The sequence below is a fragment of the Serratia sp. NCCP-200 genome (assembly GCF_059697885.1).
Map to the genome: position 1 here is coordinate 64667 of NZ_BAAKUJ010000007.1, position 22963 is coordinate 87629.

17 protein-coding genes are annotated in these 22963 nt (G+C 53.8%); 10 read left to right on the top strand and 7 right to left on the bottom strand.

All coding sequences use genetic code 11. The features are described 5' to 3' along the window. Nucleotides 1–19 precede the first annotated feature (19 nt). A complete protein-coding gene (locus AC6HVW_RS20575; protein WP_071681486.1) occupies nucleotides 20–1912 on the top strand; it encodes a bifunctional metallophosphatase/5'-nucleotidase in 1893 nt (630 codons plus the stop codon). 68 nt (nucleotides 1913–1980) lie between these two features. Here AC6HVW_RS20575 and gdhA read toward each other — a convergent pair whose 3' ends face one another. Both gdhA and uspA read right to left on the bottom strand, forming a co-directional pair. Beyond that, nucleotides 1981–3324, bottom strand: coding sequence for an NADP-specific glutamate dehydrogenase (gene gdhA, locus AC6HVW_RS20580; protein ID WP_071681423.1), 1344 nt, complete (start codon nucleotides 3322–3324; stop codon nucleotides 1981–1983). Between the two features lie 182 nt (nucleotides 3325–3506). Continuing rightward, entirely contained in the window at nucleotides 3507–3941 is a 435-nt protein-coding gene (gene uspA / locus AC6HVW_RS20585) for a universal stress protein UspA (protein WP_021181773.1), read from the bottom strand. Nucleotides 3942–4494: 553 nt separating this feature from the next. Between uspA and uspB the strand changes: the two genes are divergently transcribed. After that, the gene (gene uspB, locus AC6HVW_RS20590; RefSeq protein ID WP_021181771.1) at nucleotides 4495–4830 is read left to right on the top strand and encodes a universal stress protein UspB; all 336 of its coding nucleotides are present in this window, start codon (nucleotides 4495–4497) and stop codon (nucleotides 4828–4830) included. Nucleotides 4831–4894: 64 nt separating this feature from the next. Here uspB and pitA read toward each other — a convergent pair whose 3' ends face one another. Next, a complete protein-coding gene (gene pitA, locus AC6HVW_RS20595) occupies nucleotides 4895–6400 on the bottom strand; it encodes an inorganic phosphate transporter PitA (protein WP_071681422.1) in 1506 nt (501 codons plus the stop codon). 304 nt (nucleotides 6401–6704) lie between these two features. Here pitA and AC6HVW_RS20600 point away from each other — a divergent pair, with 304 nt between their 5' ends. The 3 genes from AC6HVW_RS20600 to AC6HVW_RS20610 all read left to right on the top strand — a co-directional run bounded on the left by AC6HVW_RS20600 (nucleotide 6705) and on the right by AC6HVW_RS20610 (nucleotide 9759). Next, entirely contained in the window at nucleotides 6705–7904 is a 1200-nt protein-coding gene (locus tag AC6HVW_RS20600; RefSeq protein ID WP_071681420.1) for a BaiN/RdsA family NAD(P)/FAD-dependent oxidoreductase, read from the top strand. A 191-nt stretch (nucleotides 7905–8095) separates the two neighbouring features. Further along, on the top strand, nucleotides 8096–8836 hold the full coding sequence (locus AC6HVW_RS20605) for a pseudouridine synthase family protein (RefSeq protein WP_071681418.1): 741 nt from the start codon (nucleotides 8096–8098) through the stop codon (nucleotides 8834–8836). 620 nt (nucleotides 8837–9456) lie between these two features. After that, on the top strand, nucleotides 9457–9759 hold the full coding sequence (locus AC6HVW_RS20610; protein ID WP_071681416.1) for a hypothetical protein: 303 nt from the start codon (nucleotides 9457–9459) through the stop codon (nucleotides 9757–9759). A gap of 257 nt (nucleotides 9760–10016) precedes the next feature. On the opposite strand, the gene AC6HVW_RS20615 is transcribed toward AC6HVW_RS20610, so the two are convergent. Both AC6HVW_RS20615 and AC6HVW_RS20620 read right to left on the bottom strand, forming a co-directional pair. Continuing rightward, nucleotides 10017–10853 carry a TIM barrel protein gene (locus AC6HVW_RS20615; protein ID WP_186486518.1) on the bottom strand — a complete coding sequence of 279 codons (837 nt, stop codon included), beginning with the start codon at nucleotides 10851–10853 and terminating at the stop codon, nucleotides 10017–10019. A gap of 27 nt (nucleotides 10854–10880) precedes the next feature. Beyond that, complete coding sequence (locus tag AC6HVW_RS20620) at nucleotides 10881–12317, bottom strand: sugar porter family MFS transporter (RefSeq protein ID WP_186486517.1); 1437 nt, start codon at nucleotides 12315–12317, stop codon at nucleotides 10881–10883. 560 nt (nucleotides 12318–12877) lie between these two features. Between AC6HVW_RS20620 and AC6HVW_RS20625 the strand changes: the two genes are divergently transcribed. Both AC6HVW_RS20625 and iolB read left to right on the top strand, forming a co-directional pair. Then, nucleotides 12878–14383, top strand: coding sequence for a CoA-acylating methylmalonate-semialdehyde dehydrogenase (locus AC6HVW_RS20625; protein ID WP_186486516.1), 1506 nt, complete (start codon nucleotides 12878–12880; stop codon nucleotides 14381–14383). A gap of 110 nt (nucleotides 14384–14493) precedes the next feature. Continuing rightward, nucleotides 14494–15303, top strand: coding sequence for a 5-deoxy-glucuronate isomerase (gene iolB / locus AC6HVW_RS20630; RefSeq protein WP_071681405.1), 810 nt, complete (start codon nucleotides 14494–14496; stop codon nucleotides 15301–15303). 47 nt (nucleotides 15304–15350) lie between these two features. Here iolB and AC6HVW_RS20635 read toward each other — a convergent pair whose 3' ends face one another. Then, the gene (locus AC6HVW_RS20635; protein WP_021807418.1) at nucleotides 15351–16187 is read right to left on the bottom strand and encodes a MurR/RpiR family transcriptional regulator; all 837 of its coding nucleotides are present in this window, start codon (nucleotides 16185–16187) and stop codon (nucleotides 15351–15353) included. 207 nt (nucleotides 16188–16394) lie between these two features. Further along, nucleotides 16395–18335, bottom strand: coding sequence for a bifunctional 5-dehydro-2-deoxygluconokinase/5-dehydro-2-deoxyphosphogluconate aldolase (locus tag AC6HVW_RS20640; protein WP_071681403.1), 1941 nt, complete (start codon nucleotides 18333–18335; stop codon nucleotides 16395–16397). Nucleotides 18336–18927: 592 nt separating this feature from the next. Between AC6HVW_RS20640 and iolD the strand changes: the two genes are divergently transcribed. The 3 genes from iolD to iolE all read left to right on the top strand — a co-directional run bounded on the left by iolD (nucleotide 18928) and on the right by iolE (nucleotide 22949). Next, nucleotides 18928–20868 (top strand): 3D-(3,5/4)-trihydroxycyclohexane-1,2-dione acylhydrolase (decyclizing), encoded by a 1941-nt coding sequence (gene iolD / locus AC6HVW_RS20645; protein ID WP_071681401.1) that lies wholly within the window; start codon nucleotides 18928–18930, stop codon nucleotides 20866–20868. Between the two features lie 109 nt (nucleotides 20869–20977). Beyond that, nucleotides 20978–21991: a bifunctional inositol 2-dehydrogenase/D-chiro-inositol 1-dehydrogenase gene (iolG, locus tag AC6HVW_RS20650; protein WP_059199437.1), complete on the top strand. Its 1014-nt coding sequence runs from the start codon at nucleotides 20978–20980 to the stop codon at nucleotides 21989–21991. Between the two features lie 61 nt (nucleotides 21992–22052). Next, a complete protein-coding gene (gene iolE / locus AC6HVW_RS20655) occupies nucleotides 22053–22949 on the top strand; it encodes a myo-inosose-2 dehydratase (protein ID WP_024482780.1) in 897 nt (298 codons plus the stop codon). Nucleotides 22950–22963 lie beyond the last annotated feature (14 nt).

The following is a 22963-nucleotide window of genomic DNA, read 5'->3' on the forward strand; positions in this document are numbered from 1 at the left end:
ACTATAATGAAACAACATGATGAAAAAGACGCTGCTTTCCCTGCTGCTTTGCTTGAGTACCTCTGCCATGGCCGCTGAACCGGTAAATATCACCATTCTTGGCACCTCCGATCTGCATGGCACCTTCGTGCCTTGGGATTACTCTACCGACACCGAGAACCTGGCAGGCAGCCTGAGCCAGATTGCCACACAGGTGCATAAAGTCCGTGCCCAGCAGCCGAACGTGATCTTGGTAGACGCCGGGGACACCATTCAGGGCAACTTTGTTGAAACCTTCAAGAATGACAAAACCAGCCCGATGATCCTCGGCTTTAACGCGCTGGACTATGACGTGTGGGTGATGGGCAACCACGAGTTCGATTTTGGCCTGAAGGCGCTGGCAACCCCACTCAGCCAGTTCAAAGGCACCGCGCTGGCGGGCAATATCGTCTGGGACAGCGGCAAGCCTTATCTGCCTGCCTATAAGATCGTTGAGCGCCAGGGGGTGAAGATTGGCATTATCGGCATGGATACGCCGATGACCGCTGAGTTTGCCAAGGGCACCGATCGCATCGACGGCCTGACGTTTACCGATCCGGTGCAGGCGGTGAAAAAGGTGATCCAGCAGATCCACGGCCAGGTGGACGCCATCGTGCTGGTGGCCCATATGGGGATCGATAATGAGAACCAGCGGCCGGGCACCGGCGTGGGCGATATCGCGCGGGCCAACCCAGAGCTGGCGGCGATCGTTGCCGGGCATATGCACGTCAAGGTGGATAAAGAGGTGATCAACGGCGTGATCATCACCGAGCCGGACAAATACGGCCGTGCGCTGTCGCGTATCGATCTGCAATTTGAGCAGCAAAATGGCAAATACGTGCTGATCAATAAAGACAGCTACACCTACCCGATCAAAGGCATCAGCTCTGACAAAAAGCTCGAAGAGATCTATCAGCCGTTCCATACCATCCTGCGTGCTAATGCCAACCGGCCGATTGCGCAACTGACCGGCCAGGATCTGGTGCCACCGGACGCGGTGAAAGGTATTCCACAGGTACATATTCAGGATACCGGCATCAGCGCCCTGTATCAGGAGGCTGCTCGTCACTACGCGCCTAAGGCTCAAGTGATCGCGTTGCAGATTGATAACGATAGGCCGAAGCTGAACGTGGGCACCATCACCGCCAAGGATATCGCCTTCAACTATCAATATGCCGGTGGTGAAATCACCGTTTACCAGTTGACCGGTAAAGAGCTGAAAAAGTACATGGAGTGGTCAGCGGACTACTTCAACCAGCAGCATGATGGCGATGTCACCTACAGCTTTAACCCACAGCGCCGATCGTCAAAATACTCAACCAATGACTTCTTTGATGGTGTGACCTATACCATCGATCTGCGTAAACCCGTTGGGCAGCGCATCACCGAGTTGAAGTTGAACGATGGCACCCCGGTGACCGACAGCACGCCGATCCAGTTGGGGATGAACAGTTATCGCATGGGCCACCTGACGCAAAAAGGTGGCGTACTGGAAGGTATGCAATTCCCGGTGCTGTCAGATACCAAGGCGGAATTTGGTGAGGAAGCGGGGACTATCCGTAATCTCACCATTCGCTATCTGACCGAGGTGAAGAAGGGTGAATACCAGGGCAAAGCGATGCACCGTTGGAAGCTGGTGGGGCTGGAAGGGTACGAACGTGAGCGCAAGATTGTGGACAAGTTGCTCAATGACGGCAAAATCAGCGTGCCAACCACCGATGATGGGCGCTATACCAACGTGGCCTCCATCAACGTCAAAGAATTACTGTTTAGCGATCCGCAAAAGATGAAGCAGCAGGTTGCGGCACTGCAACAACAGGCGCAAGCAGCGACCGATCCGGTCATCAAACAGCGGCTCAATGATCGGTTGGTGATTATCGAAGCCATTAATTGAGGTAATACTCCGTTAACCAGATAAAAAAATGCCGGCGAATCTGCCGGCATTTTTCATTCAGGGTAAGGTTAGAGCACGCCCTGAGCCAGCATAGCATCGGCAATCTTAACGAACCCGGCAATGTTGGCGCCGTGAACGTAATGCGTTTGCTTGCCCTCGCCGCCGTAGTCGACGCAGGACTGATGGATATCCGCCATGATGTGACGTAAACGGATATCGACTTTCTCTGCCCGCCAGTTAAGGCGCGCGGCGTTTTGCGCCATCTCCAACCCGGAAGTGGCAACACCACCGGCGTTGGCGGCTTTGCCCGGTGCGAACAGCACGCCTGCTTCCAGGAAGGCATCGGTGGCCTGGATGGTGGTTGGCATATTAGCGCCTTCTGCCACGGCTTTGACCCCGTTGCGTATCAGCACCTGTGCGGCTTCCAGATCCAGCTCGTTCTGGGTGGCACAAGGCAGGGCGATATCCACCGGCACGTTCCACGGGCTTTCACCGGCCAGATAGGTCAGGCCACGCTCGCGGGCGTAATCGGCAACTCGGCCATAGCGCTGGTTCTTGATTTCGGCCAGATGCGCCAGTTTTTCAGTGGTGAAGCCAGCTTCATCCACCACGGTACCGCCGGAATCGGAAACGGTGATCACCCGTGCGTCCAGCTCCAACGCTTTCTCAATGGTGTATTGCGCCACGTTACCGGAGCCGGAAACCGCGACTCGCATTCCTTCAAAGCCCAGGCCATGGCGCTGCAGCATTGAATCGGTGAAGTACACCAGGCCGTAACCGGTCGCTTCCGGGCGGATCAGGCTGCCGCCGAACGACAGGCCTTTGCCGGTAAATACGCAGCTGGTGTTGTTGGACAGCTTTTTCATCATGCCGGCCATAAAGCCTACTTCGCGGCCACCTACGCCGATATCCCCGGCTGGCACGTCGGTATCTGGGCCCAGGTGACGATAAAGCTCGGTCATCAGCGATTGGCAGAAGCGCATGATTTCGCCCTGGCTTTTGCCTTTGGGATCAAAGTCTGAACCACCCTTGCCGCCGCCCATAGGCAGCGTGGTCAGGGCATTCTTGAAGGTCTGTTCGAAACCGAGGAACTTCAGAATGGAGGTGTTAACCGAAGGGTGGAAACGCATCCCTCCTTTGTACGGCCCAATGGCGGAGTTGAACTGGATACGGTAGGCGCGGTTTACCCGTACTTTGCCCTGATCGTCGACCCAACTGACGCGAAACTGAATGATACGCTCAGGCTCTACCAGGCGCTCTAACAGGGCGTGGTCACGATAATGGGGGTTACGTTCGATGAATGGCCACAGAGAGGTAAAGACTTCACGCACTGCCTGCAGATATTCCGGTTGATGCGAGTTATGACGTTGTAAGGATTTTAGAAAGGATTCTAGCGATACAGCCTGTTCCATGGATAGCTCCTGTTTAGCATATTGGTTCCCCTGTTTTTATGATGTGTCTCACAGTTGGGGAGGATGTTGTGTCTACCTCGACTATATCACTGTGGGGTGGCTGATTAACAAGCAATAAATAACAGGAAACCATGAAAAACGCCCGCGCAGGGCGGGCGTTGGTCAAACAGGTTAGCGAATACTTACTTTTCTTCGTCGCGCAGCGGCACAATCAGCATATCAATGTGTACCGTATTGATTAACTGGCGTGCAGAGGACATCAATTTGCTCCAGAAATCCTGGTGGTGTCCACACAATACCAGGTCCATATCGTATTTCTTAATCGCATCAACCAGCACCTGCGCCAGATCGCCGCTGCCGCTCAGGGTTTCGGTGATGGGATAGCCCGCATTTTGCGACAGCTCGGTTAACGCATGGTGGGTTTCTTCGGAAATACGCTTTTGCATATCGCCAAGGTTGACGTCGATCAGGCCGGTATACAGATCGGAATAGTTTACATCAACGTGGATCAGAGAGACTTTGGCATTGTACGGCCGCGCCATTGATACCGCTTTCTCGACCAGGATTTTACTTTCCGGTGATAGGTCAACCGCAATCAGTATGTGTTTGTAAGCCATGAGAATACTCCTTCCATATAATGCCGATTAAAGGGGGCAGGCATTCAGTGTTCCAGCTTGGCGCTTTCGCCTTACCTGCATAGTACCATCCAGATAACACAATGATATGTTGGGGCGATCACACTGCACCGCATCAATCACCCTTGTTTATACGTTTACCCCACCCGTTTTACACCGCCGGGGCAAAAAATCCTATGACTTATACGGCTATCCGCCGTTTGAACGATTGAATTATAAGCATTGTTGCTCAAAGTATAGCTTATGACGGTTATCCGAGCGGAGAGCGGGTAGATGAAGAATTTGGCCCTGACTGTAAATTTTATGCGGCACCGGGATCTGTTTGCGTTGCATTATTCTACACTAGTGAATGTGGACCCCACTTATTTCCTCTGATCGCTGTAAGGCCTGTTCATCAAGCGGTCAGAGGTTGTGGGTAGCAACGGGTCCGTAAGGTGCTAGGGGGATGGGAGCCAAGGCTCCGGCAGCATAAGGTATGAAGTAGGGCCGTTGGCCCGGCGGGTGTCCGGGATAACAACGCCTTGAGGGGGCTATAATGATTAGTACCGTCGCGCTGTTTTGGGCATTGTGTGTGGTCTGTGTGATTAACATGGCCCGGTATTTTTCTTCTCTGCGTGCGCTGCTATTTGTTTTACGCGGCTGCGACCCGTTACTTTACCAATACGTCGATGGCGGAGGGTTCTTTACTTCGCACGGCCAGCCGAGCAAGCAGATACGGCTGGTGCGCTATATCTTTACGCAACGCTATATGGAGCACCACGACCCGGAATTCATTCGCCGCTGTCAGCGTGTCCGCAGCCAGTTTGTGCTGACTTCATCGCTGTGTGGGCTAGTGGTGATCAGCCTGGTGGCATTGGCGATCTGGTATTAACCCGGCGATAGCAAGGCAAAAAAATGGCGGCCACTTTGGCCGCCATTGTTGTATCGAGCAATCGTCAAATCACTTTCAGCGCCAGCCAATACAGGCCACCGGAAAGCAAAATCGAGACTGGCAGGGTCAGAACCCAGGCCAACAAGATGCTCTTGATGGTTTTGCTCTGCACGCCACCGCCATCCACCAGCATCGTTCCGGCAACCGCCGAAGACAGTACTTGGGTAGTGGAAACCGGCATACCGGTATAGCTGGCCACGCCAATCGACAGGGCGGCCGTCATCTGTGCCGACACCCCCTGAGCGTAGGTCATGCCTTTCTTACCGATTTTCTCACCGATAGTGGTAGCAACGCGTCGCCAGCCCACCATGGTACCGAGGGACAGCGCCAGGGCTACCGCGACGATAATCCAGGTTGGTGCATATTCAACGGTTTCCAACAGGTCTGAACGCAGATTCTTCAGGAAGCGTTGATCTTCCACTGAGGTTTCTGGCAGCTTGGCCACCTTGTCTGCAGTCTCGGTCACGCACATCAGCAGGCGGCGCAGATGGCTGCGCTGCTCTACCGTCAGCTGATCGTAGTTTTGCAGATTGTTCAGCAGGTCCAGAGAGCGCTCAACGGCGATCAGGGCACGTGAGCTATCGCAGTGGAACTCAACCGGTTGATCAGACGTTGGAGCCGCATTCTGAGGCGCAGGAACCAACGGCGTCTGTGTGGCCACGTGTGCCAGAGAATCGCCATGCTTTTGGTAGAATTGCTGCAGGTGGCTCACGGCATCGCGGGTACGGGTGATGTCATAACCGGTCGCGCTCATGTTGAGGACGAAGCCTGCAGGAGCAACACCGATCAGCACCAGCATAATCAGACCGATACCTTTCTGACCGTCATTGGCGCCGTGTGAGAAGCTCACGCCGATAGCAGATAGGATCAGAGCGATACGCGTCCAGAACGGTGGCTTACGTTTGCCATCGACCTTCTCACGTTCCGCCGGAGTCATATGAATACGCTGACGTTTTTTGGTATTGCTCCAATAGCGGCGCAGCATAAACACCATCAGCCCGGCAATGATCATCCCGATCAACGGGGAGAAGATTAACGACAGGAAGATGCTGATCATTTTTGGCACGTTCAGCGCGTCGACCACGGAGGTGTTGGTCACCAACGCATTGGTCAAGCCGACACCGATAATGGCGCCAATCAAGGTGTGGGAACTGGAGGCCGGTAGCCCAAGATACCAGGTACCGAGGTTCCAGATAATTGCCGCCAACAACATGGAGAAGACCATGGCTAACCCGTGTGCTGAACTGACGTTCAACAACAGATCGGTTGGTAGCAGGTGCACAATGGCGTAGGCAACACTCAAACCGCCGAGCATCACGCCAAGAAAGTTGAACAGGCCAGCCATAACGACCGCAAGTTGCGAGCGCATAGCACGGGTGTAAATTACAGTAGCGACCGCATTGGCCGTATCATGGAAGCCGTTAATGGCCTCATAGAACAGCACGAACAACAATGCGAGAATTAACATCAGGCCGGTATGGAAATCCAGGCCAGTGAACAAATGCAGCATAAGCGTTACGCCAGGTTTGTGGACATGAACGCCGCGCATTATCGGCGACAACCGGTGTCGGGGAAAAGGAAAATATGACGTTTTTTTGATTTCTCTGATGTACAAGGGGTTTGAACGGTGTTGAATCGATGCAATTTCAGCATGTTACTGCCGTTTATGTCCGTTACATTTTCTTACGTTGGCGTTGACCTGCCGATGCCTTTACAATCCCTCACCGCGGATTTAGCGGTATACAGGCACGTAAAAGGCGTAAAATACGCTCTTGTTGCCGCGATTGTTGTGGTTATTGCAAAGAGAGGTTTGGGTGGAACAGTTTGATGTTGTCGTCATTGGCGCGGGTGCCGCAGGGATGTTTTGTGCTGCGCAGGCAGGGCAACTGGGTTGCCGGGTGCTATTACTCGACAACGGCAAAAAACCGGGCCGCAAGATCCTGATGTCTGGCGGTGGGCGCTGTAACTTCACCAACATGTCCGTTGAACCGGCGGCCTACCTCTCGCATAACCCCCATTTCTGCAAATCGGCATTGGCACGCTATACCCAATGGGATTTTATCGATCTGATTAACCGCTACGGCATCGCCTACCACGAAAAAACCTTGGGGCAGCTGTTCTGTGATGATTCTGCACAGCAGGTCGTCGATCTGTTGGTGCAAGAGTGCGAACTGGGTCAGGTGGTAACGCGCCTGCGCAGCGAGGTTCTGAGCGTCGAAAAAATCGACCAAGGCTTTGAATTGGCACTTAACGGCGAGAGTGTGAGTGCTCGCTCACTTGTGGTGGCGAGCGGTGGGCTTTCCATGCCGGGTTTGGGGGCCACCCCCTTTGGCTATAAGCTGGCGGAACAGTTTGGCCTGAAAGTATTACCGACCCGGGCCGGTTTGGTGCCCTTTACGCTGCATAAGCCGCTGTTGGAGCAATCCCAGGCGCTGTCTGGCGTTTCGGTTCCTGCAGTGGTCACAGCGGAAGATGGTACCAGCTTTCGTGAAAGCATCTTGTTTACGCATCGGGGGCTTTCTGGTCCGGCTATCTTGCAGATCTCCAGTTACTGGCAGCCTGGTGAGTTTGTGAGCATTAACTTACTTCCAACGCTAGACCTGGTGGGCTTCCTTAACGAACAGCGCCAGGCACATCCTAACCAGAGCCTGAAAAACACCCTGGCTTTGCACTTGCCAAAGCGCCTGGTGGAATTGCTGCAAGAATTGGGGCAACTGCCGGAGGCCACGTTGAAGCAACTCACTCCAACGCAGCAGGCAGCGTTGGTTGATAGTTTGCAAGATTGGCGCGTACAACCCAATGGCACTGAGGGTTACCGCACCGCAGAGGTGACCCTGGGCGGTGTGGACACCAAAGAGCTTTCTTCCAAAACCATGGAGGCGAGTAAGGTGCCGGGCCTGTACTTTATCGGTGAGGTGGTGGACGTGACAGGATGGCTGGGGGGTTATAACTTCCAGTGGGCCTGGAGTTCCGCTTGGGCCTGCGCGCAGGCTTTGGCTGCGCAGAAATCTTAAAGAGATGGCAGGCATTTCTGGAACGGCTTGCCATGAAGAGGCGCGGCATGCTGCGCCTCTTCAGATAATAAATCGTCTATTTTAAGAACTTAAGAGATAGGAACATCGGAAGTAATTCAGAATAATGGGCTCGGCTCGTGCGTTGAGGCAAGCGCACTCTGATTCAAATAATAACAAGGAAAGTTCTGCTGATGAAAATCAAATGCGGTTTAGCATTACTGGCTTCTCTGGTGCTGGTTTCCGGCTGTAGCCAAAAGATTTCCTCTTCACGCGTGGCGGCTGATCCTGCCGCTGCACCGGCTCCAGTCGCCCAAGAACATAAACTGGGAACGGCATGGGGCGAGGACGTTTACTCCAAAGTGACCACCGTTGACGCGAAGCGTATGCATTCCTCTCCAGACAGTGTCGCCAAAGTGTTGTACAGCGCGGCAGCTTCCAATAATGGGCAGTACACCAATGAGATCGTGTTGTCTTCCGTCAGAATGCGGGTGCAGACCGAAAACAATCGGGATTTCGCGCTCAATCGTTATAAAAATGGCGAGTTTTCATTCTCTGCCAATGACGGCGAGCGCTACCAGCTGTTCTTCTATAACACCAGCCCCAGCAAAACCTATGAGGTGGTAACCGCTGTTGACGGCCTGGACGTGATTTCTGGCCGCAGTGGTTCACTGCGTAATTCCGGCTATCTGGTCTCCCCAAAAGGAACCCTGGTGATTGAGGGCTTCCGTAAAAGTGATTCGTCCGTTGCCGCATTCCGTTTTGCAAAACCGGATGACTCCTACGCTGCGAGTTCACTGGCGGGGCAAAAAGAGAATGTCGGCGTGATTGGTGTGGCGGTTTATGAAATGGTGCTGCCGAGCCTGCCTGATTGCCAACCGCAGGCGTTCCCCGGGGATGCTAAATACGCTCCTGCTCCCTGCAAGAAACCGTAATTGCGTGAACGTGGCCTCAAAATCTGAGGCCACGTTCAGGCTTTGGGCCTGTTTCCAGCTTCCTCAGACACCCTAGACATACCGGCATCTCCTGACCCTCGTAGCTGCTATCGCCTCATCGCAGGGTGAACGCTAACCTTTCGGCCAGCAAGACCTTGCTCTTGGCAGTTTTCGAGACAATAAATGGTGTGTTGGAATAATCTGGTTGGTAATAACTTTACGTTTACAACTATCGTGTTTTTTCAGAATATCCTCCTGCATCTTGCGAACGTGTTTTTCTATTGTTTTTAACGCGTAATTTACAGCAAAAGCTGGTTTTTTTTCCCAAATTTAGGTTAGGGGCAGATAGAGGTCGCAGTAGGAATTTTATCTTTTTTTAAGTAAAAAATGTGGCGTTATCGAAATCCTGCGAATTATCTTAACCATTGAGTGAATATAAAAATTTGGCGATCTTTATGCAATGTGACCTATATCAATAAACCATGGCTGGAAAAACCTATCTTGTATAGGGCCAGCTTGGTTAGGGGCATTTGTGGTTTGTTGTGAGTCGTTAATACAATCTAACGCACTGATTATTAATCATATCTTGGCAAGAAAGTCGGTCTCAGAGGAAAGTGGTTATGCCATGGAGTCATGAAATTCAACAGGCAATTGCCTTGTTACAGGCATGCCAACATCGCAATTCGGACAGCCTGCCCTGTCCGGCCAGGGGGGATGAACCTGGCGCAGTAGGCACTTGCGCAGAAAAAATCATGCCGTCAATCATCCTGCTTAATGCGTTTGCCGATGTACTTCCGCAGCATCAGGAATTACATCGTCTTGGTATGGTGCTGGAGGCCCAGGGCCGGATCAACAAATTGACACAAGGGGAGAGCTACAGTCAAAGCGCTCTGGCGTATTTACGTGCGCAGATCGAACCCTAGCAGCTACTATTATTACCTATGCCATGTGGATGACTAGTTCGAATATTTCATCGATATATTCGGGTTGTCTCTATATTTGCTGTCGTAGTTGAATTGATTAAGTGCTCATCATTGACGTATTTATTAAAATTCAATAGATACTTCGTTTACTATTCCGACGCGAATTCATAGGGCCATACGCATGCAGGGGGGCGCTATCAAACACACAGGGTTACGCTGTTAAAACAACTCCTCGCATTCTACGGGGGGTTTTACTTTTACTCTTGCAGTAATGCAATACTGTGGCGGATCTCGCGTTCGATATCGCCCTCTGTCCAGGTGTTTAGCTGTGAAGAGAACGGCTCGAAGGCATAGATCCCCCGGTAGCCCAAACGTTCCAGGTTCTGTATCTGGGCTACGCTTGCCAACCGATCTTGATCGCTCAGCATAATGCGTTGTTCATCGCTTAATGCGCCTTTGACGAGCGGATCCTCAACGCCAGAGAGATGCACCAAACCAATCTGCTCAACCCGGATCTGAGCGTCAAACTCTGGTTGTGTTACGTCGCTCAGATAGTGGTGGAACGTATCCAGCACTATCTTATAGGGTGCGCCAGAATCACGAATGATTGCCTGTGCCAGCAAGGAAGAGCGCAGTGAACTTATGCCAAACCCCAATGGTTCCACGTAGCCCTCAACGCTGTACTGTTTGAACAGCGGAGCGAGTAGCCGTAGTGCAGCCAGCGTATCTTCCCTCTTTTGTGATTCACTGCGCCGGTCGCTCGCGTTGCAATGTGGGCACATCACCACCGCCTTGCTATGGATGGCTTTTGCCTGAACCAGCAACGCTTCAGCGTTTTTCAGCAATGCTGCTTGATCTTCCAGCAGGTTGAACATTCCCAGCGCGTTGATGGTGACGATCTCAATGCCGAACTCTTCGGCCAGCGCGTTTAACTGCTCGTTGCTCAGGTTGTCGGCCACTTTGCCACCCGACATATCGTTGCGCAGTTCGACCTTGTTTAACCCACATCTTTTCACCAGGCGGAAGAAGTTCTCCAGCGTGAGGTTGGGGGCTATCTTACGGTTGATACAAAAACGTGCTAACGCAATGGCCATGTTGCATCACTCCTGGATTTGTGGGCTTTAGGCTTTGCCATCTTCTGCCGTGACGATTTCAGATAGCGGTTGGCGATAGCGTTTTGCCATCACGACGTCTTCCATTCTTTCCAGTGAAACGCCCTTGGTTTCTGGAATAAAGCGGGCAATAAACCAATAGCTGAACAGGCAGCAGGCGGCAAACACCCACATTGGGAACGCCCCGTGGAAGGTGGAGAACAGATAAGGTTGGTCATTGATCATAGGGAAGCTCTGGGCCACGACGAAGTTGGCCAGCCACATACAGCCAACGGCAATGCTCATCCCCTGTGAACGCATGCGGTTGGGGAAGATTTCGGAAACCAGCACCCAGGCACCGACGCCCCATGACATGGCGTAGAACACCATAAAGAACAGCATGCCAAACAGCGCAAAGTAGCCAGTTGCCTGGGTATACAAGGCATAAGAGGTGATCAGCAGACCAACGATGGTGCCCAGGGTGCCCCAGCGCATCAGTGGAATACGGCCCAAGCGATCCATCAGCATCGCGCCGATCACCGAACCGACCAGTTGCAATACGCCAATCCAGATGGTCTGGAACAGGGCTTCTTGCGCGTTTTCGGTCACGGTTTTCAGCACCACCGGGGCGTAATACATCATGACGTTAACCCCCGTCACCTGTTGCAGTATGGCGATCATACAGCCGACAAACAGGATGAAGCGTACGCGTACGTCGCCATAATTCAGCTTTTGCTTACGGTGCTGCTCGTCCTGGCGAAGCGACTCCTTGATTTCTCTCAAAACGCTTTTAGCATGCTCGGCATTTGAAACGCGGGTCAGCATGGCTAAAGCCTGATCGTCACGGCCTACCATTACGCTCCAGCGTGGTGATTCGGGGATGACAAAGACCAAGGCGGTGAACAGCAGGCAGGGGATTACCTCTGAGCCAATCATCCAGCGCCAGCCCATCTCAATCAGCCAGGCTTCGCTCGCATAGCTGGCAATCTTGAAGTTAACGTAAAAAATCACGATCTGACCGAACACGATGGCGAACTGCTGCATGCTGAGCGCCCGGCCCCGCATATCCTTCGGTGAGACTTCTGACATGTACATGGGGGATACCGTTGCGGCCAACCCGACAGCCAAACCCCCGATGATGCGATAGATAACAAACCAGGTGAAGGTGGTGGCCAGAGCGGCACCGACGGCAGAAACGGTAAACAGGAAGGCGGCTACCACCAGGGCCTTTTTACGGCCATAGCGCCCGGCCAGCGGCCCAGCGCCGAAAGCACCGACCACGCAGCCGATCACCACGTTGGACACGGCCCAGCCGGTTTCTGCCGGGCTGAGGTCAAAGTAGGCTTTAAGGGCTTCGATCGCACCAGAAATCACGGCGGTGTCATAACCAAACAGAATGCCGCCGAGTGCTGCAATCCCGCAGATACGCAGAATATACCCAGTATTGTGTTTACGCTGATGTGACATATGTTGCTCCGATTTTTATCCAGGCTTCTGCCTACTTAAGTGACTTGTAGGGGGTAGGGAGGCAGAAGGGTGAACCGTGCCTGTCATCAAGGCGGTGTTTTTCAGGGGGCCTTTGGCAGACGAGAACATTTATTTCATATTTAGTGAATAATGAAATATTGATTTTTAGATCCAGTTCAAAAAATTGAGCATAAATAGGGCAAATGTTCTGCCCGACTTGCATGGCAGATTGGAAAATTGACTCCTCCAGGCGGGCAAGTGTATCTGTTTAAAAAATAGAGATTACTGTGTAAGGCCACGCAGCTGGCGGATCGCGGATAGCATCGTTTGCTACCACCCGCTCTGCCTACGGGAATGGCAAATTTGCGATCGGCGGCACTAAAAACAAATTTTCTAAAAACTTTTATTTGAAACTTTTTTTTCAATAGAATAGAGTTTGATTCATCTGGTCAGGATTTAATCTGCCTGTGGGCCGTACTCTTGCAGACGGCACGATGAACGTCACGGTATGCGGCAATGCTTCAGGTCGTGGCGATAGCGGACTTAAAAGAGGGTGAAACATGAAAACCGTGGGTAACTTTATTGGTGGGCAGGTTTGCCTGAGCAGCAGTAATCAAACCGTCGACGTGCACAATCCGGCCAGCGGTCAGGTTGAACGCCATGTGACGCAGAGCACCGCCGCCGAGGTGAAACAGGCTATTGATGTCGCCCATCAGGCATTTACCGACTGGGCGCGTACCACGCCGCTGCGCCGGGCGCGTATCATGTTCAATTTCAAAGCATTGCTAGAGCAGCACCGCGAAGCGTTGGCGCAACTGATCGTCAGTGAACATGGCAAAGTCTATTCCGACGCGCTGGGTGAATTGACCCGTGGCATGGAGGTGGTGGAGTTTGCCTGCGGTATTCCGCACCTGATCAAAGGGGAATACTCACCGGATGTCGGCACCGGCGTGGACAGTTTCTCGCTGATGCAGCCGCTGGGCGTAGTGGCCGGGATCACACCGTTTAACTTCCCGGCTATGGTGCCGATGTGGATGTTCCCTATCGCGCTGGCCTGCGGCAATACCTTCGTCCTGAAGCCTCCGGCGTTGGTGCCTTCGGCCTCCGTGCGTCTGGCAGAACTGCTGAAAGAGGCGGGCCTGCCGGATGGGGTGTTCAACGTCGTGCATTGCAGCAATGAAGAGGCCTCGCAGCTATGCACCGATCCACGCATTCAGGCGGTGAGCTTCGTTGGCTCATCCACGGTGGCAGAGCATATTTACACCACCGCCAGTGCGCATGGCAAGCGTGTTCAGGCCTTTGGGGCCGCCAAAAATCAGGCTATCGTCATGCCGGATGCGGATCTGGATGCCACGGTCAATGCGCTGATGGGAGGGGCATTTGGCTCGGCCGGTGAACGTTGCATGGCGCTGCCGGTGGCCGTCGTGGTTGGTGATAGCACCGCGGATAAACTTATTGCCAAACTCAAACCGCTGATCGCCCAACTGCGGGTTGGCCCCGGCATGCAGCAAGGCGGCGAGGAAAATGAAATGGGGCCGTTGGTCTCATCCGCCCATCAGAAAAAAGTGCTGGGATACATTGATATTGGCGTTAAAGAGGGCGCAACGCTGGTGGTCGATGGCCGCGATTATCAGGTGCCGGGTTATCCAGAGGGTTACTACGTGGGGGGCACCCTGTTCGACAACGTACAGCCGGATATGCGCATCTATCGTGAAGAGATCTTTGGGCCGGTGTTGGGCATTGTGCGTGTGGCCGATTACCAAACGGCCATCGATACGGTGAACAGCCACGAGTTTGGTAACGGCAGCGCCATTTTCACCAATAACGGCCACTATGCTCGCCAGTTTGTGCATGAGGTTCAGGCGGGGATGGTGGGGGTTAACGTGCCGGTACCGGTGCCGATGGCTTTCCACAGCTTTGGCGGCTGGAAACGTTCAGTATTCGGTGCGCTTAACGTACATGGTACGGACGGCGTGCGATTCTATACCCGCATGAAGACGGCCACCGCACGTTGGCCAACCGGCCAGCAAACGGTATCCGAATACAGTATGCCAACGCTGGGCTAAACCGCAGCCAGGTATGCCGAGGCCGTTATTCCACCGGGATAGCGGCCGTTGTCGCTGGTATCAATGCATTGCAGCCACACTCACAAGCATGGGATTTAAGGAGCATTGTCATGTCATCATTACTTGCGAAATGTCAGCAACCGGATGCGCAGGGGCGTATTCAGTCCGTCACCCCGGAAAATGCCGGCTGGCGTTTTGTCGGGTTTGAGGTCTATCGGTTAGCGGCCGGGCAGTCGTTGCGGTTGGAGAGTGGCGACAAGGAGCTTTGCCTGGTGCTGGTGGCGGGTATTGCCTCTGTGGCTACGCAACGGACGGAGTATCCACACATTGGTAAGCGGATGAGCCCGTTTGAGCGCACTCCACCTTACTCCGTTTATGTACCCCATCACGACCATGCTGAAGTCCGGGCAGAAACCGATCTGGAATTGGCGGTATGCAGCGCACCGGGTAACGGACATCTGCCTTCACGCTTGATCACCCCGGCAGACGTCGGCGTGGAGCGGCGGGGTAAAGGCCGTAACCAACGGCTGGTACACAATATTCTGCCTGATAGCCAACCGGCTGACAGCCTGCTGGTGGTTGAGGTTTATACCGACGAAGGCAATACCAGCTCCTACCCAAGCCATAAGCACGACCAGGAAAACTCGCCGGACGAAACCTACCTGGAAGAAACCTATTACCACCGTCTTAACCCTGAACAAGGGTTCTGCCTGCAACGTGTCTATACCGACGATCGTTCGCTGGATGAGTGTATGCCGGTCTATAACCGCGATGTGGTGAAAGTGCCGCGCGGTTACCATCCGGTGGCAACCCTGGCCGGATATGACAATTACTATCTCAATGTGATGGCGGGGCCGGTACGCCTGTGGAAGTTCACCTGGGAAAAAGATCACGCCTGGATCAACAGCGAGAGCTATTGATACTGACAAGGTAGGGGGCCGCCGCACACTGCGGCCCTTTTCGAATATTACAGCTCTTTGGCGTTATTCAGTGCCAATGATACCGCCAGCGTCTGTGCCAGACACATGGAGGCCACCTGCGAGCGGAAACCATCTACCTGCGCTTCGCGCACTACAAAACAGACATCGCTGAAGGCGGCAAGCGGGCTGACCTGGCTGTCGGTAATGGCGATCAGCTGTGCGCCCTGCTTGGCACCCAACTCCACCAGTTCTACTGCTTCTTTGGCATAAGGCGAATAGCTTATGGCGATCACCACGTCCTTGGGCTTCACCATGCTGAGCTGTTCGGTAAACATCCCGCCTAACCCGTCGATCAGGAAGGCGCGCCTTTCCAGGTGGCGCAGGGCATAGGTGAGATATGAAGCCACGCTGAATGAGCGGCGCAGGCCGATCACGTAGATATTTTCCGCGCTATTCAGCAGCTCTACCGCCCGATCCAACTGCTCGGCACTGGTTTGCATCGCCAACTGTTGCAGCGCCTGCGAGTTGACCATCGTAAACACGTTAAGGATTTCTGCCGGCTTTTCCGGGGCAACGCTGTCGTCGGTAGAGGTTTGGCGGAACAGGCGTGCGCGCTCGGTATAGTTCACCGTTTCTTCCATCAGATGCTGGCGGAAAACCTGCTTCATTTCGTTGAAACCGCTGAAGCCAAAGGCGTTGGCGAAACGGATCAGGGTAGATGGCGGCACGCTGGCCTGTGCGGCGATGGAGGCAACGGTATCGAAAGCAATGCTGTTACTGTTATCCAGAATGTATCGTGCTACCTGTTTCAAGCGCTTGCTCAGCGTTTCATAACGGCGGCGGATCTCGTCCTGTAACAGCGAAAGTTGAGTTGGGTTAGTCATCCATTCGGCTCGCAGTATTGGCTGAGGCGTATTGGGTATACGCTGAAGATATTGTCAGGTTATTCTAACAGATGGAGTGGACATTTCATTTCTACAAAAAGCGATTTATTTCGTCGCCAGTTGCGTTACTTCACAGAAAATGGGCAAAAAAATCCCCTTAAAGCAGCGAAAATCACTTTAAGGGGCAGGTTCATTAACAACGCCAGCTTAACTCCGGCTGGTTTTACTCGCAGGCTGCGGGCGATATTGCCGCCAGAAACCGATTAGCGTCAGGTATTTCTGTTTCACCTGTTCGACCAGCCCGAGGTCATCGATCTCACCTTGCAGCCAAAGGCGTGAAGAAGTGCCAAAAATCGTGCGGCCAACCGCGAAACCTTTTACCCAGTGGGCATCTGCGGCTGCGGCGAACCCGGCTTTCAGCGTTTCCTGTGGGGAGTCTAGCCCGAGGATCAGCACCCCGCGGCAGAATGGGTCGTGAGTTTCAATCAATTCCCCCACTTTTTGCCAGTTGGCGGCACTCAGCGGCGGCAATTTCCACCAGTCTGGCAGAACGCCCAACCGGTAGAAATGTTCCATCACCTGCAGATAGTGGCTCTCGTCTTTGTCGGCATGACCTTCTGGCAAAATGACTTCCAGCAACAGCTCATGGCCCGATTTGCAACAGCCACGATACACGTCAACGATCAGCTCATCCTGCTCACGGCGCAGCGCTTCGGCATCCTGTGGATGATAAAACACCAGGCATTTGACCACGTGCTCTTGGGGCCAGTCGATCAGCTGCGAGCCAATGTTGCCGTGCTCCAACCGCAAAGGGCGGGAGCCAGGCAACTCCACCGGGCGGCCAATCCACCAGCCCTGGCCAGTAATGGCATTCAACGCCGCCTGGCCGTAGGTAGTATCTGCCAGAATACCGCTGTTGCCGTGTAACCCCGCTTCGGCAGCTGCAGCCTGTGCAGCGGCCAACAATAACGTTTTTAACTGTGGGATCCGCTCTGTACTCACTCCTGCCTCTCGCGCCATTTCTGCCAACTGCTTGCGATGATCAAAGGCAAATACGCACAGTTCCGGCCACTGCTGTTTACGTGTGGTAACGCGGTGTAAATGGTTCAGACGGGCATCCAGATCCGGGCGTTTCACCTCTTGTTCGCGTTGCAGGTAATCGTCCAGCTCCAGCTTGGTCGGCATCGCGGGGGCGCAGCCGTGGCGTGACACTACCAGCGCACCGCAGGCATTGGCGTAACGGCAGGCCTGATCCCAACCCTCATCATTAAGATAGCCACGTAGCAGGCCAGACATAAAGGCATCACCCGCGCCGAGCACGTTCAAAACGTCAACGCGAACGCCAGAATGCAGTTTGACTTGCTGCCAATCGGTGGGGATCTCCCCTTCAAATACCGAGCACCCCTGCGCCCCTCGCTTGCACACCAACGTGGCCTGGGTGACCTTACGGACGTTCTGCAGCGCGACCAGCGTATCGGTACTGCCGCCAGCGATATGGAACTCTTCTTCAGTCCCCACGATGAGATTGAAATGGTGCAGAACTTCCTGCAACTCGCGAGTCACCTTTTCCGATTCGATAAAGCGGGTCTCGCCATCGCCTAACGAGGTCAACCCCCACAGCACTGGCCGATAATCGATATCCAACGCGGTACGCAGCCCGTGGCGGTGGGCGTATTCCAACGCTTTAAGCACCGCAGCGCGCGTTTTGGGATGGGAAAGGTGGGTGCCGGTGATCGCCAGGGCCCGTGATGATGCGATGTAGTTTTCATCGATATCCTCGGGTGTCAGCGCCATGTCGGCACAGTTTTCACGGTAGAAAATCAGCGGGAAGGTTTCCTGATCCTTGATGCCCAGGATCACCAGGCCAGTCAGGCGCTGCTTATCGGTGATCAGACTCTGCGTGTCCGCGCCGACGCGCTGGAGTTCTTCACGCAGAAAGCGGCCCATGTGCTCATCCCCTACGCGAGCCAGCATGCCGGATTTTAACCCTTGGATCGCGGTGCCATAGGCCACGTTGCCGGAGGAGCCGCCAAGATATTTGGCGAATGAGCTGGCATCTTCCAGGCGTGCGCCGATTTGTTGAGCATAGAAATCGACAGCGATGCGCCCGAGGCAAATGACATCAAGCTGCTTTTGTTGTGTGGCCATACCCGTTTCCTTCTGTCATTAAGCAAAACCGATTGCGACCCGGTAAAGGAGCTAAGTAGGAAGCATGGTTGAAGTATGAGGAATAAAAATTTCAATTTCAATATGAAATGAAATTTACACCCCGTAAACGTGATGCATTTAAAAGCAGCCTATAACGGACGGCCTGCCGATCTGGCGTATTATTATTGATATAACAGTACATTGCGGAAATTTCCTGCACAAGCGAGCGCCATCTTGATGGTTGCTGGTTCGATCGGCGAGTGGGCGCATCGATCGAAAGAGAGTGATGATGAATTTATACTTAATTAATTGAATTATATAAATAACTTAAGCTTGGATGGTTTGGTAATATGCGATCTTTATCGCAAAATGAAATATTTTTTCTGTATTGATATTTTATGAAAAATATATTTGTTTATAATCAATGCACGTTTCAAACCGCTTATTGCATGAGCAGTGTGTAACAACCCAGACAAGATTATCACTGCTTTTGTGTAACGAAGTCAGCGCTACGCCACCGGCTACACCTGTCTGCTCGCACACCAACATCTGCAGCAGGCTCGGGATAACGCCAAATGAAAGGGTGAGTAAAATGGGTAAGATCAAGTTGACCATGGCACAGGCGTTGGTCAGATTTCTCGACAACCAGTACCTACTGGTAGACGGTGTCGAAACCAAATTCGTCAAGGGTATCTTCGCCATTTTCGGCCACGGTAACGTACTCGGCCTGGGGCAGGCTCTGGAGCAAGACTGTGGCGATCTGCTGGTGCATCAGGGGCGCAACGAACAGGGAATGGCGCATGCCGCTACCGGGTTTGCCAAGCAGAAGCTGCGCCAGCAGATCTACGCTTGTACCTCTTCCATCGGCCCCGGCGCGGCCAATATGATTACCGCTGCGGCCACTGCCACGGCTAACCGCATTCCTTTACTGCTGCTACCGGGCGATGTGTACGCCTCTCGCCAGCCCGATCCGGTATTGCAACAGATCGAACAATCCTACGATTTAAGCATCAGTACCAACGACGCATTTCGCGCTGTCAGTAAATATTGGGATCGCATTGTGCGCCCAGAACAGCTGATGAGCGCCTGCATTAATGCCATGCGCGTACTGACCGATCCGGCAGAAACTGGTGCCGTCACGCTATGCCTCCCGCAGGACGTTCAGGGCGAAGCCTACGATTACCCAGACTATTTCTTCCACAAACGGCTGCATCGCCTTGAGCGCCGCCCGGCCAGCCAAGAATCGCTGGCTGATGCCTTGGCGTTACTGGTGAACAAACGCAAGCCGTTGATAATCTGCGGTGGCGGGGTGAAGTATTCGCAGGCTGGGCAAGCGTTGCAGCAGTTTGCTGAACGCTTCCATATTCCGTTTGCCGAAACTCAGGCTGGTAAAGGTACGGTGCTTTCCGCTCATCCTTATAACGTGGGGGGCATCGGTGAAACCGGCTGTCTGGCGGCCAACACGCTGGCGAAGCAGGCAGACCTAGTGATCGGCATCGGCACCCGTTACAGCGATTTCACCACCTCGTCCAAATGGCTATTCCAAAATCCGGATGTGGCCTTCCTTAACATCAACGTCAGCGCGTTTGATGCTGGAAAGCTGGACGGTCTGCAAGTCTTGGCAGATGCCCGTGCGGCTCTGGCCTCTCTCAGCCCGCTGTTGGCTCAGGCGGATTATCGTGCCGATTGGCAAGACGCTATCAGCAAGGCGCTTGGCGAACAGCAGAAAGAGACCGAGCGTGTCTATCAAGTGACCTATACCGGCGAAGGCTTTGTTCCGGAAATCGACGACAGCCTCGATCGTGAACAGGTGTTTGCCGAGTTTATCGAAAAAACCGGCTCCGTATTAACCCAAAGCCGAGTGCTGGGGGTGCTGAATGAGCATTTACCTCAGGACAGCGTCATCGTTGCCGCCGCTGGCAGTTTGCCGGGCGATCTGCAGCGAGTCTGGCAAAACCGGGGTGAGCACGGCTATCACGTGGAATACGGCTACTCCTGTATGGGCTATGAGGTTAACGCCGCGTTAGGCGTCAAGCTTGCGGAGCCGCAGCGCGAAGTTTACGCCATGGTGGGGGATGGGGCGTTCATGATGCTGCATTCTGAGCTGGTCACCTCGATCCAGGAAGGCTGCAAAGTCAACGTGGTGCTGTTCGACAACATGACCAACGGCTGTATCAACAACCTGCAGATAGGGCACGGCATGGGGAGCTACGCCACCGAGTTCCGCTTCCGTAACCCGCAAGGCAACAAACTGGATGGCAAGCTCGTTCCGGTTAACTTTGCCATGTTGGCAGCAGCCTATGGTTGCAAAACCTACAGCATTACTACGGAACAACAGCTGATCGATGCGCTAGCAGATGCCCGTAAGCAACAGGTTTCCACTCTGCTCGATATCAAAGTGCTGCCAAAAACCATGGTCCACAACTATCTCAGTTGGTGGCGTGTGGGGGGGGCCCAGGTGGCTGAAAGTGAAAAAATTATTGCCGTCGCCCGCAAGCTGCAGGAAAACATCGATAAAGCCCGCGACTACTGATAACGCAATGCCTTGGCAATCGTAGGTGCGGCGGAGAACGCCGCGCATAAATAATCCGATCTACTTCAGACCTTGCGTCTGCCGTTTACAGTCCACGAGGATAACGAAAATGACATTGAACATTGGGGTTATTGGTACCGGTGCTATTGGTAGGGATCATATCCGCCGTTGCAGCCAGGTGTTGCAGGGTAGCAGAGTGGTTGCGGTGAATGACATCAATCGAGACAGTGCGGCCAAGGTGGTCAGCGAACTGAAACTGGACGCCAAGGTTTATGACAATGCTCACGATCTGATCAATTCCTCAGACGTCCAGGCGGTGTTGGTCACGTCATGGGGGCCGAGCCATGAAGAGTTTGTGCTGGCCGCCATTGCTGTGGGTAAACCCGTGTTTTGCGAGAAACCGCTGGCGGTCACGGCACAGGGTTGCAAAAACATCGTGGATGCCGAAGCCAGGCATGGCAAACGCCTGGTACAGGTGGGCTTTATGCGCCCTTACGATCAGGGCTACCGGGCGCTGAAACAGGTACTAACCAGCGGCCAGATCGGCGAACCGCTGATGCTGCATTGTGCCCACCGTAATCCAAGGGTCGGTGAAGCCTACACCACGGATATGGCCATTACCGATACGCTCATTCACGAGTTAGACGTGCTGCGTTGGCTGCTGGACGATGATTACGTCTCGGTGCAAGTAGTGTTCCCACGCAAGAGCAGCAAAGCCCTGCCGCATTTGAGAGACCCGCAGATTGTGCTGATGGAAACGGCCAAGGGCACCCGCATTGACGTCGAAATTTTTGTTAACTGCCAATACGGCTACGACATTCAGTGTGAGGTGGTGGGGGAAACCGGCATTGCCAAGCTACCAGAGCCTTCCGCGGTGCAAATGCGCAGCGGTGCCAAACTGTCCACCGAGATCCTGGTCGACTGGAAAGACCGCTTTATCGGTGCCTATGATGTTGAACTGCAAGCCTTTATCAATGACGTTCAGGCCGGCAATCTCACCGGGCCTTCTGCTTGGGATGGCTTTGCCGCTGCGGTGGCGGCGGATGCTTGTATCGCCGCGCAGACCAGCGGTGAAGTGGTGCCAGTGACCTTGCCTGCCCGTCCTGGCTTCTATGGTAAATAACTTTCTTGGCCAAGCCGGTGGGAAAGATAGCCGGTAAGTGCCAACCTGACTGAGGCTGAAAATGAACAAAGACCACGTAAAGCTGGCAATCGCCCCGATTGGTTGGACGAATGACGATATGCCTGAGTTAGGGGACGAGAACACGTTCCAGCAGTGCGTCAGCGAAATGGCGCTGGCCGGGTTCACCGGCAGCGAAGTGGGCAGCAAATACCCGCGCGATCCCAAGGTGCTGAAGCCGATGTTGGATATCCGCGGGATCCAGATCTGTAATGCCTGGTTCAGCACGTTTTTTGCCGATGGGCTGAAGGAAAAGACCATCGATGAGTTTATTAACCACATGAATTTCCTGCATGCAATGGGGGCCAAAGTGATTGGCTGCTCCGAGCAGAGCAAGAGCATTCAGGGCACCACCAAGGCGGTATTTGAAGAGAAGCCCTATTTTAGCGATGAAGAGTGGCAGCGGGTGGCGCAGGGGTATAACGAGCTGGCGAAAATTGCCGCCGGAAAGGGGATGCAGGTCTGCCTGCACCATCATATGGGCACGGGCATCCAGACCACCGAAGAGATAGACCGCTATATGAGCATGGTGAACGACGATGTTTACCTGCTGTTTGATACCGGGCATGCCTATTACTCCGAAGGCAGCCAACAGGCGATGTTGGCGATCCTGGAGAAATACCTGCCGCGCATCAACCATGTACATCTGAAAGACGTGCGTGACGAGGTGGTGGCAGAGGTTAAGGCCAAGCGCCTGAGCTTCCTGGACGGGGTGAAAAAAGGCACCTTCACCGTGCCGGGGGATGGCGTGATCGATTTCCGGCCGGTATTCAAGCTGCTGGATGAGCGTGGCTATAAGGGATGGATGGTGGTGGAGGCAGAGCAGGATCCGGCGCTGGCCAATCCTTTTGAATACGCGGTGAAAGCACGCCGCTATATTCGCGAAACGGCCGGGCTTTAGGTCAGTTATTGGTT

What these genes read in the sequence shown, in the direction of transcription:
- uspA (WP_021181773.1), bottom strand. Translation starts at nt 3,941, where the DNA reads ATGGCTTACAAACACATACTGATTGCGGTTGACCTATCACCGGAAAGT.
- pitA (WP_071681422.1), bottom strand. Translation starts at nt 6,400, where the DNA reads ATGCTGCATTTGTTCACTGGCCTGGATTTCCATACCGGCCTGATGTTA.
- AC6HVW_RS20605 (WP_071681418.1), top strand. Translation starts at nt 8,096, where the DNA reads ATGAAAATCAAATGCGGTTTAGCATTACTGGCTTCTCTGGTGCTGGTT.
- AC6HVW_RS20635 (WP_021807418.1), bottom strand. Translation starts at nt 16,187, where the DNA reads ATGACTAACCCAACTCAACTTTCGCTGTTACAGGACGAGATCCGCCGC.
- AC6HVW_RS20625 (WP_186486516.1), top strand. Translation starts at nt 12,878, where the DNA reads ATGAAAACCGTGGGTAACTTTATTGGTGGGCAGGTTTGCCTGAGCAGC.
- iolB (WP_071681405.1), top strand. Translation starts at nt 14,494, where the DNA reads ATGTCATCATTACTTGCGAAATGTCAGCAACCGGATGCGCAGGGGCGT.
- AC6HVW_RS20640 (WP_071681403.1), bottom strand. Translation starts at nt 18,335, where the DNA reads ATGGCCACACAACAAAAGCAGCTTGATGTCATTTGCCTCGGGCGCATC.
- AC6HVW_RS20610 (WP_071681416.1), top strand. Translation starts at nt 9,457, where the DNA reads ATGCCATGGAGTCATGAAATTCAACAGGCAATTGCCTTGTTACAGGCA.
- AC6HVW_RS20620 (WP_186486517.1), bottom strand. Translation starts at nt 12,317, where the DNA reads ATGTCACATCAGCGTAAACACAATACTGGGTATATTCTGCGTATCTGC.
- iolD (WP_071681401.1), top strand. Translation starts at nt 18,928, where the DNA reads ATGGGTAAGATCAAGTTGACCATGGCACAGGCGTTGGTCAGATTTCTC.
- iolG (WP_059199437.1), top strand. Translation starts at nt 20,978, where the DNA reads ATGACATTGAACATTGGGGTTATTGGTACCGGTGCTATTGGTAGGGAT.
- iolE (WP_024482780.1), top strand. Translation starts at nt 22,053, where the DNA reads ATGAACAAAGACCACGTAAAGCTGGCAATCGCCCCGATTGGTTGGACG.
- AC6HVW_RS20615 (WP_186486518.1), bottom strand. Translation starts at nt 10,853, where the DNA reads ATGGCCATTGCGTTAGCACGTTTTTGTATCAACCGTAAGATAGCCCCC.
- gdhA (WP_071681423.1), bottom strand. Translation starts at nt 3,324, where the DNA reads ATGGAACAGGCTGTATCGCTAGAATCCTTTCTAAAATCCTTACAACGT.
- uspB (WP_021181771.1), top strand. Translation starts at nt 4,495, where the DNA reads ATGATTAGTACCGTCGCGCTGTTTTGGGCATTGTGTGTGGTCTGTGTG.
- AC6HVW_RS20575 (WP_071681486.1), top strand. Translation starts at nt 20, where the DNA reads ATGAAAAAGACGCTGCTTTCCCTGCTGCTTTGCTTGAGTACCTCTGCC.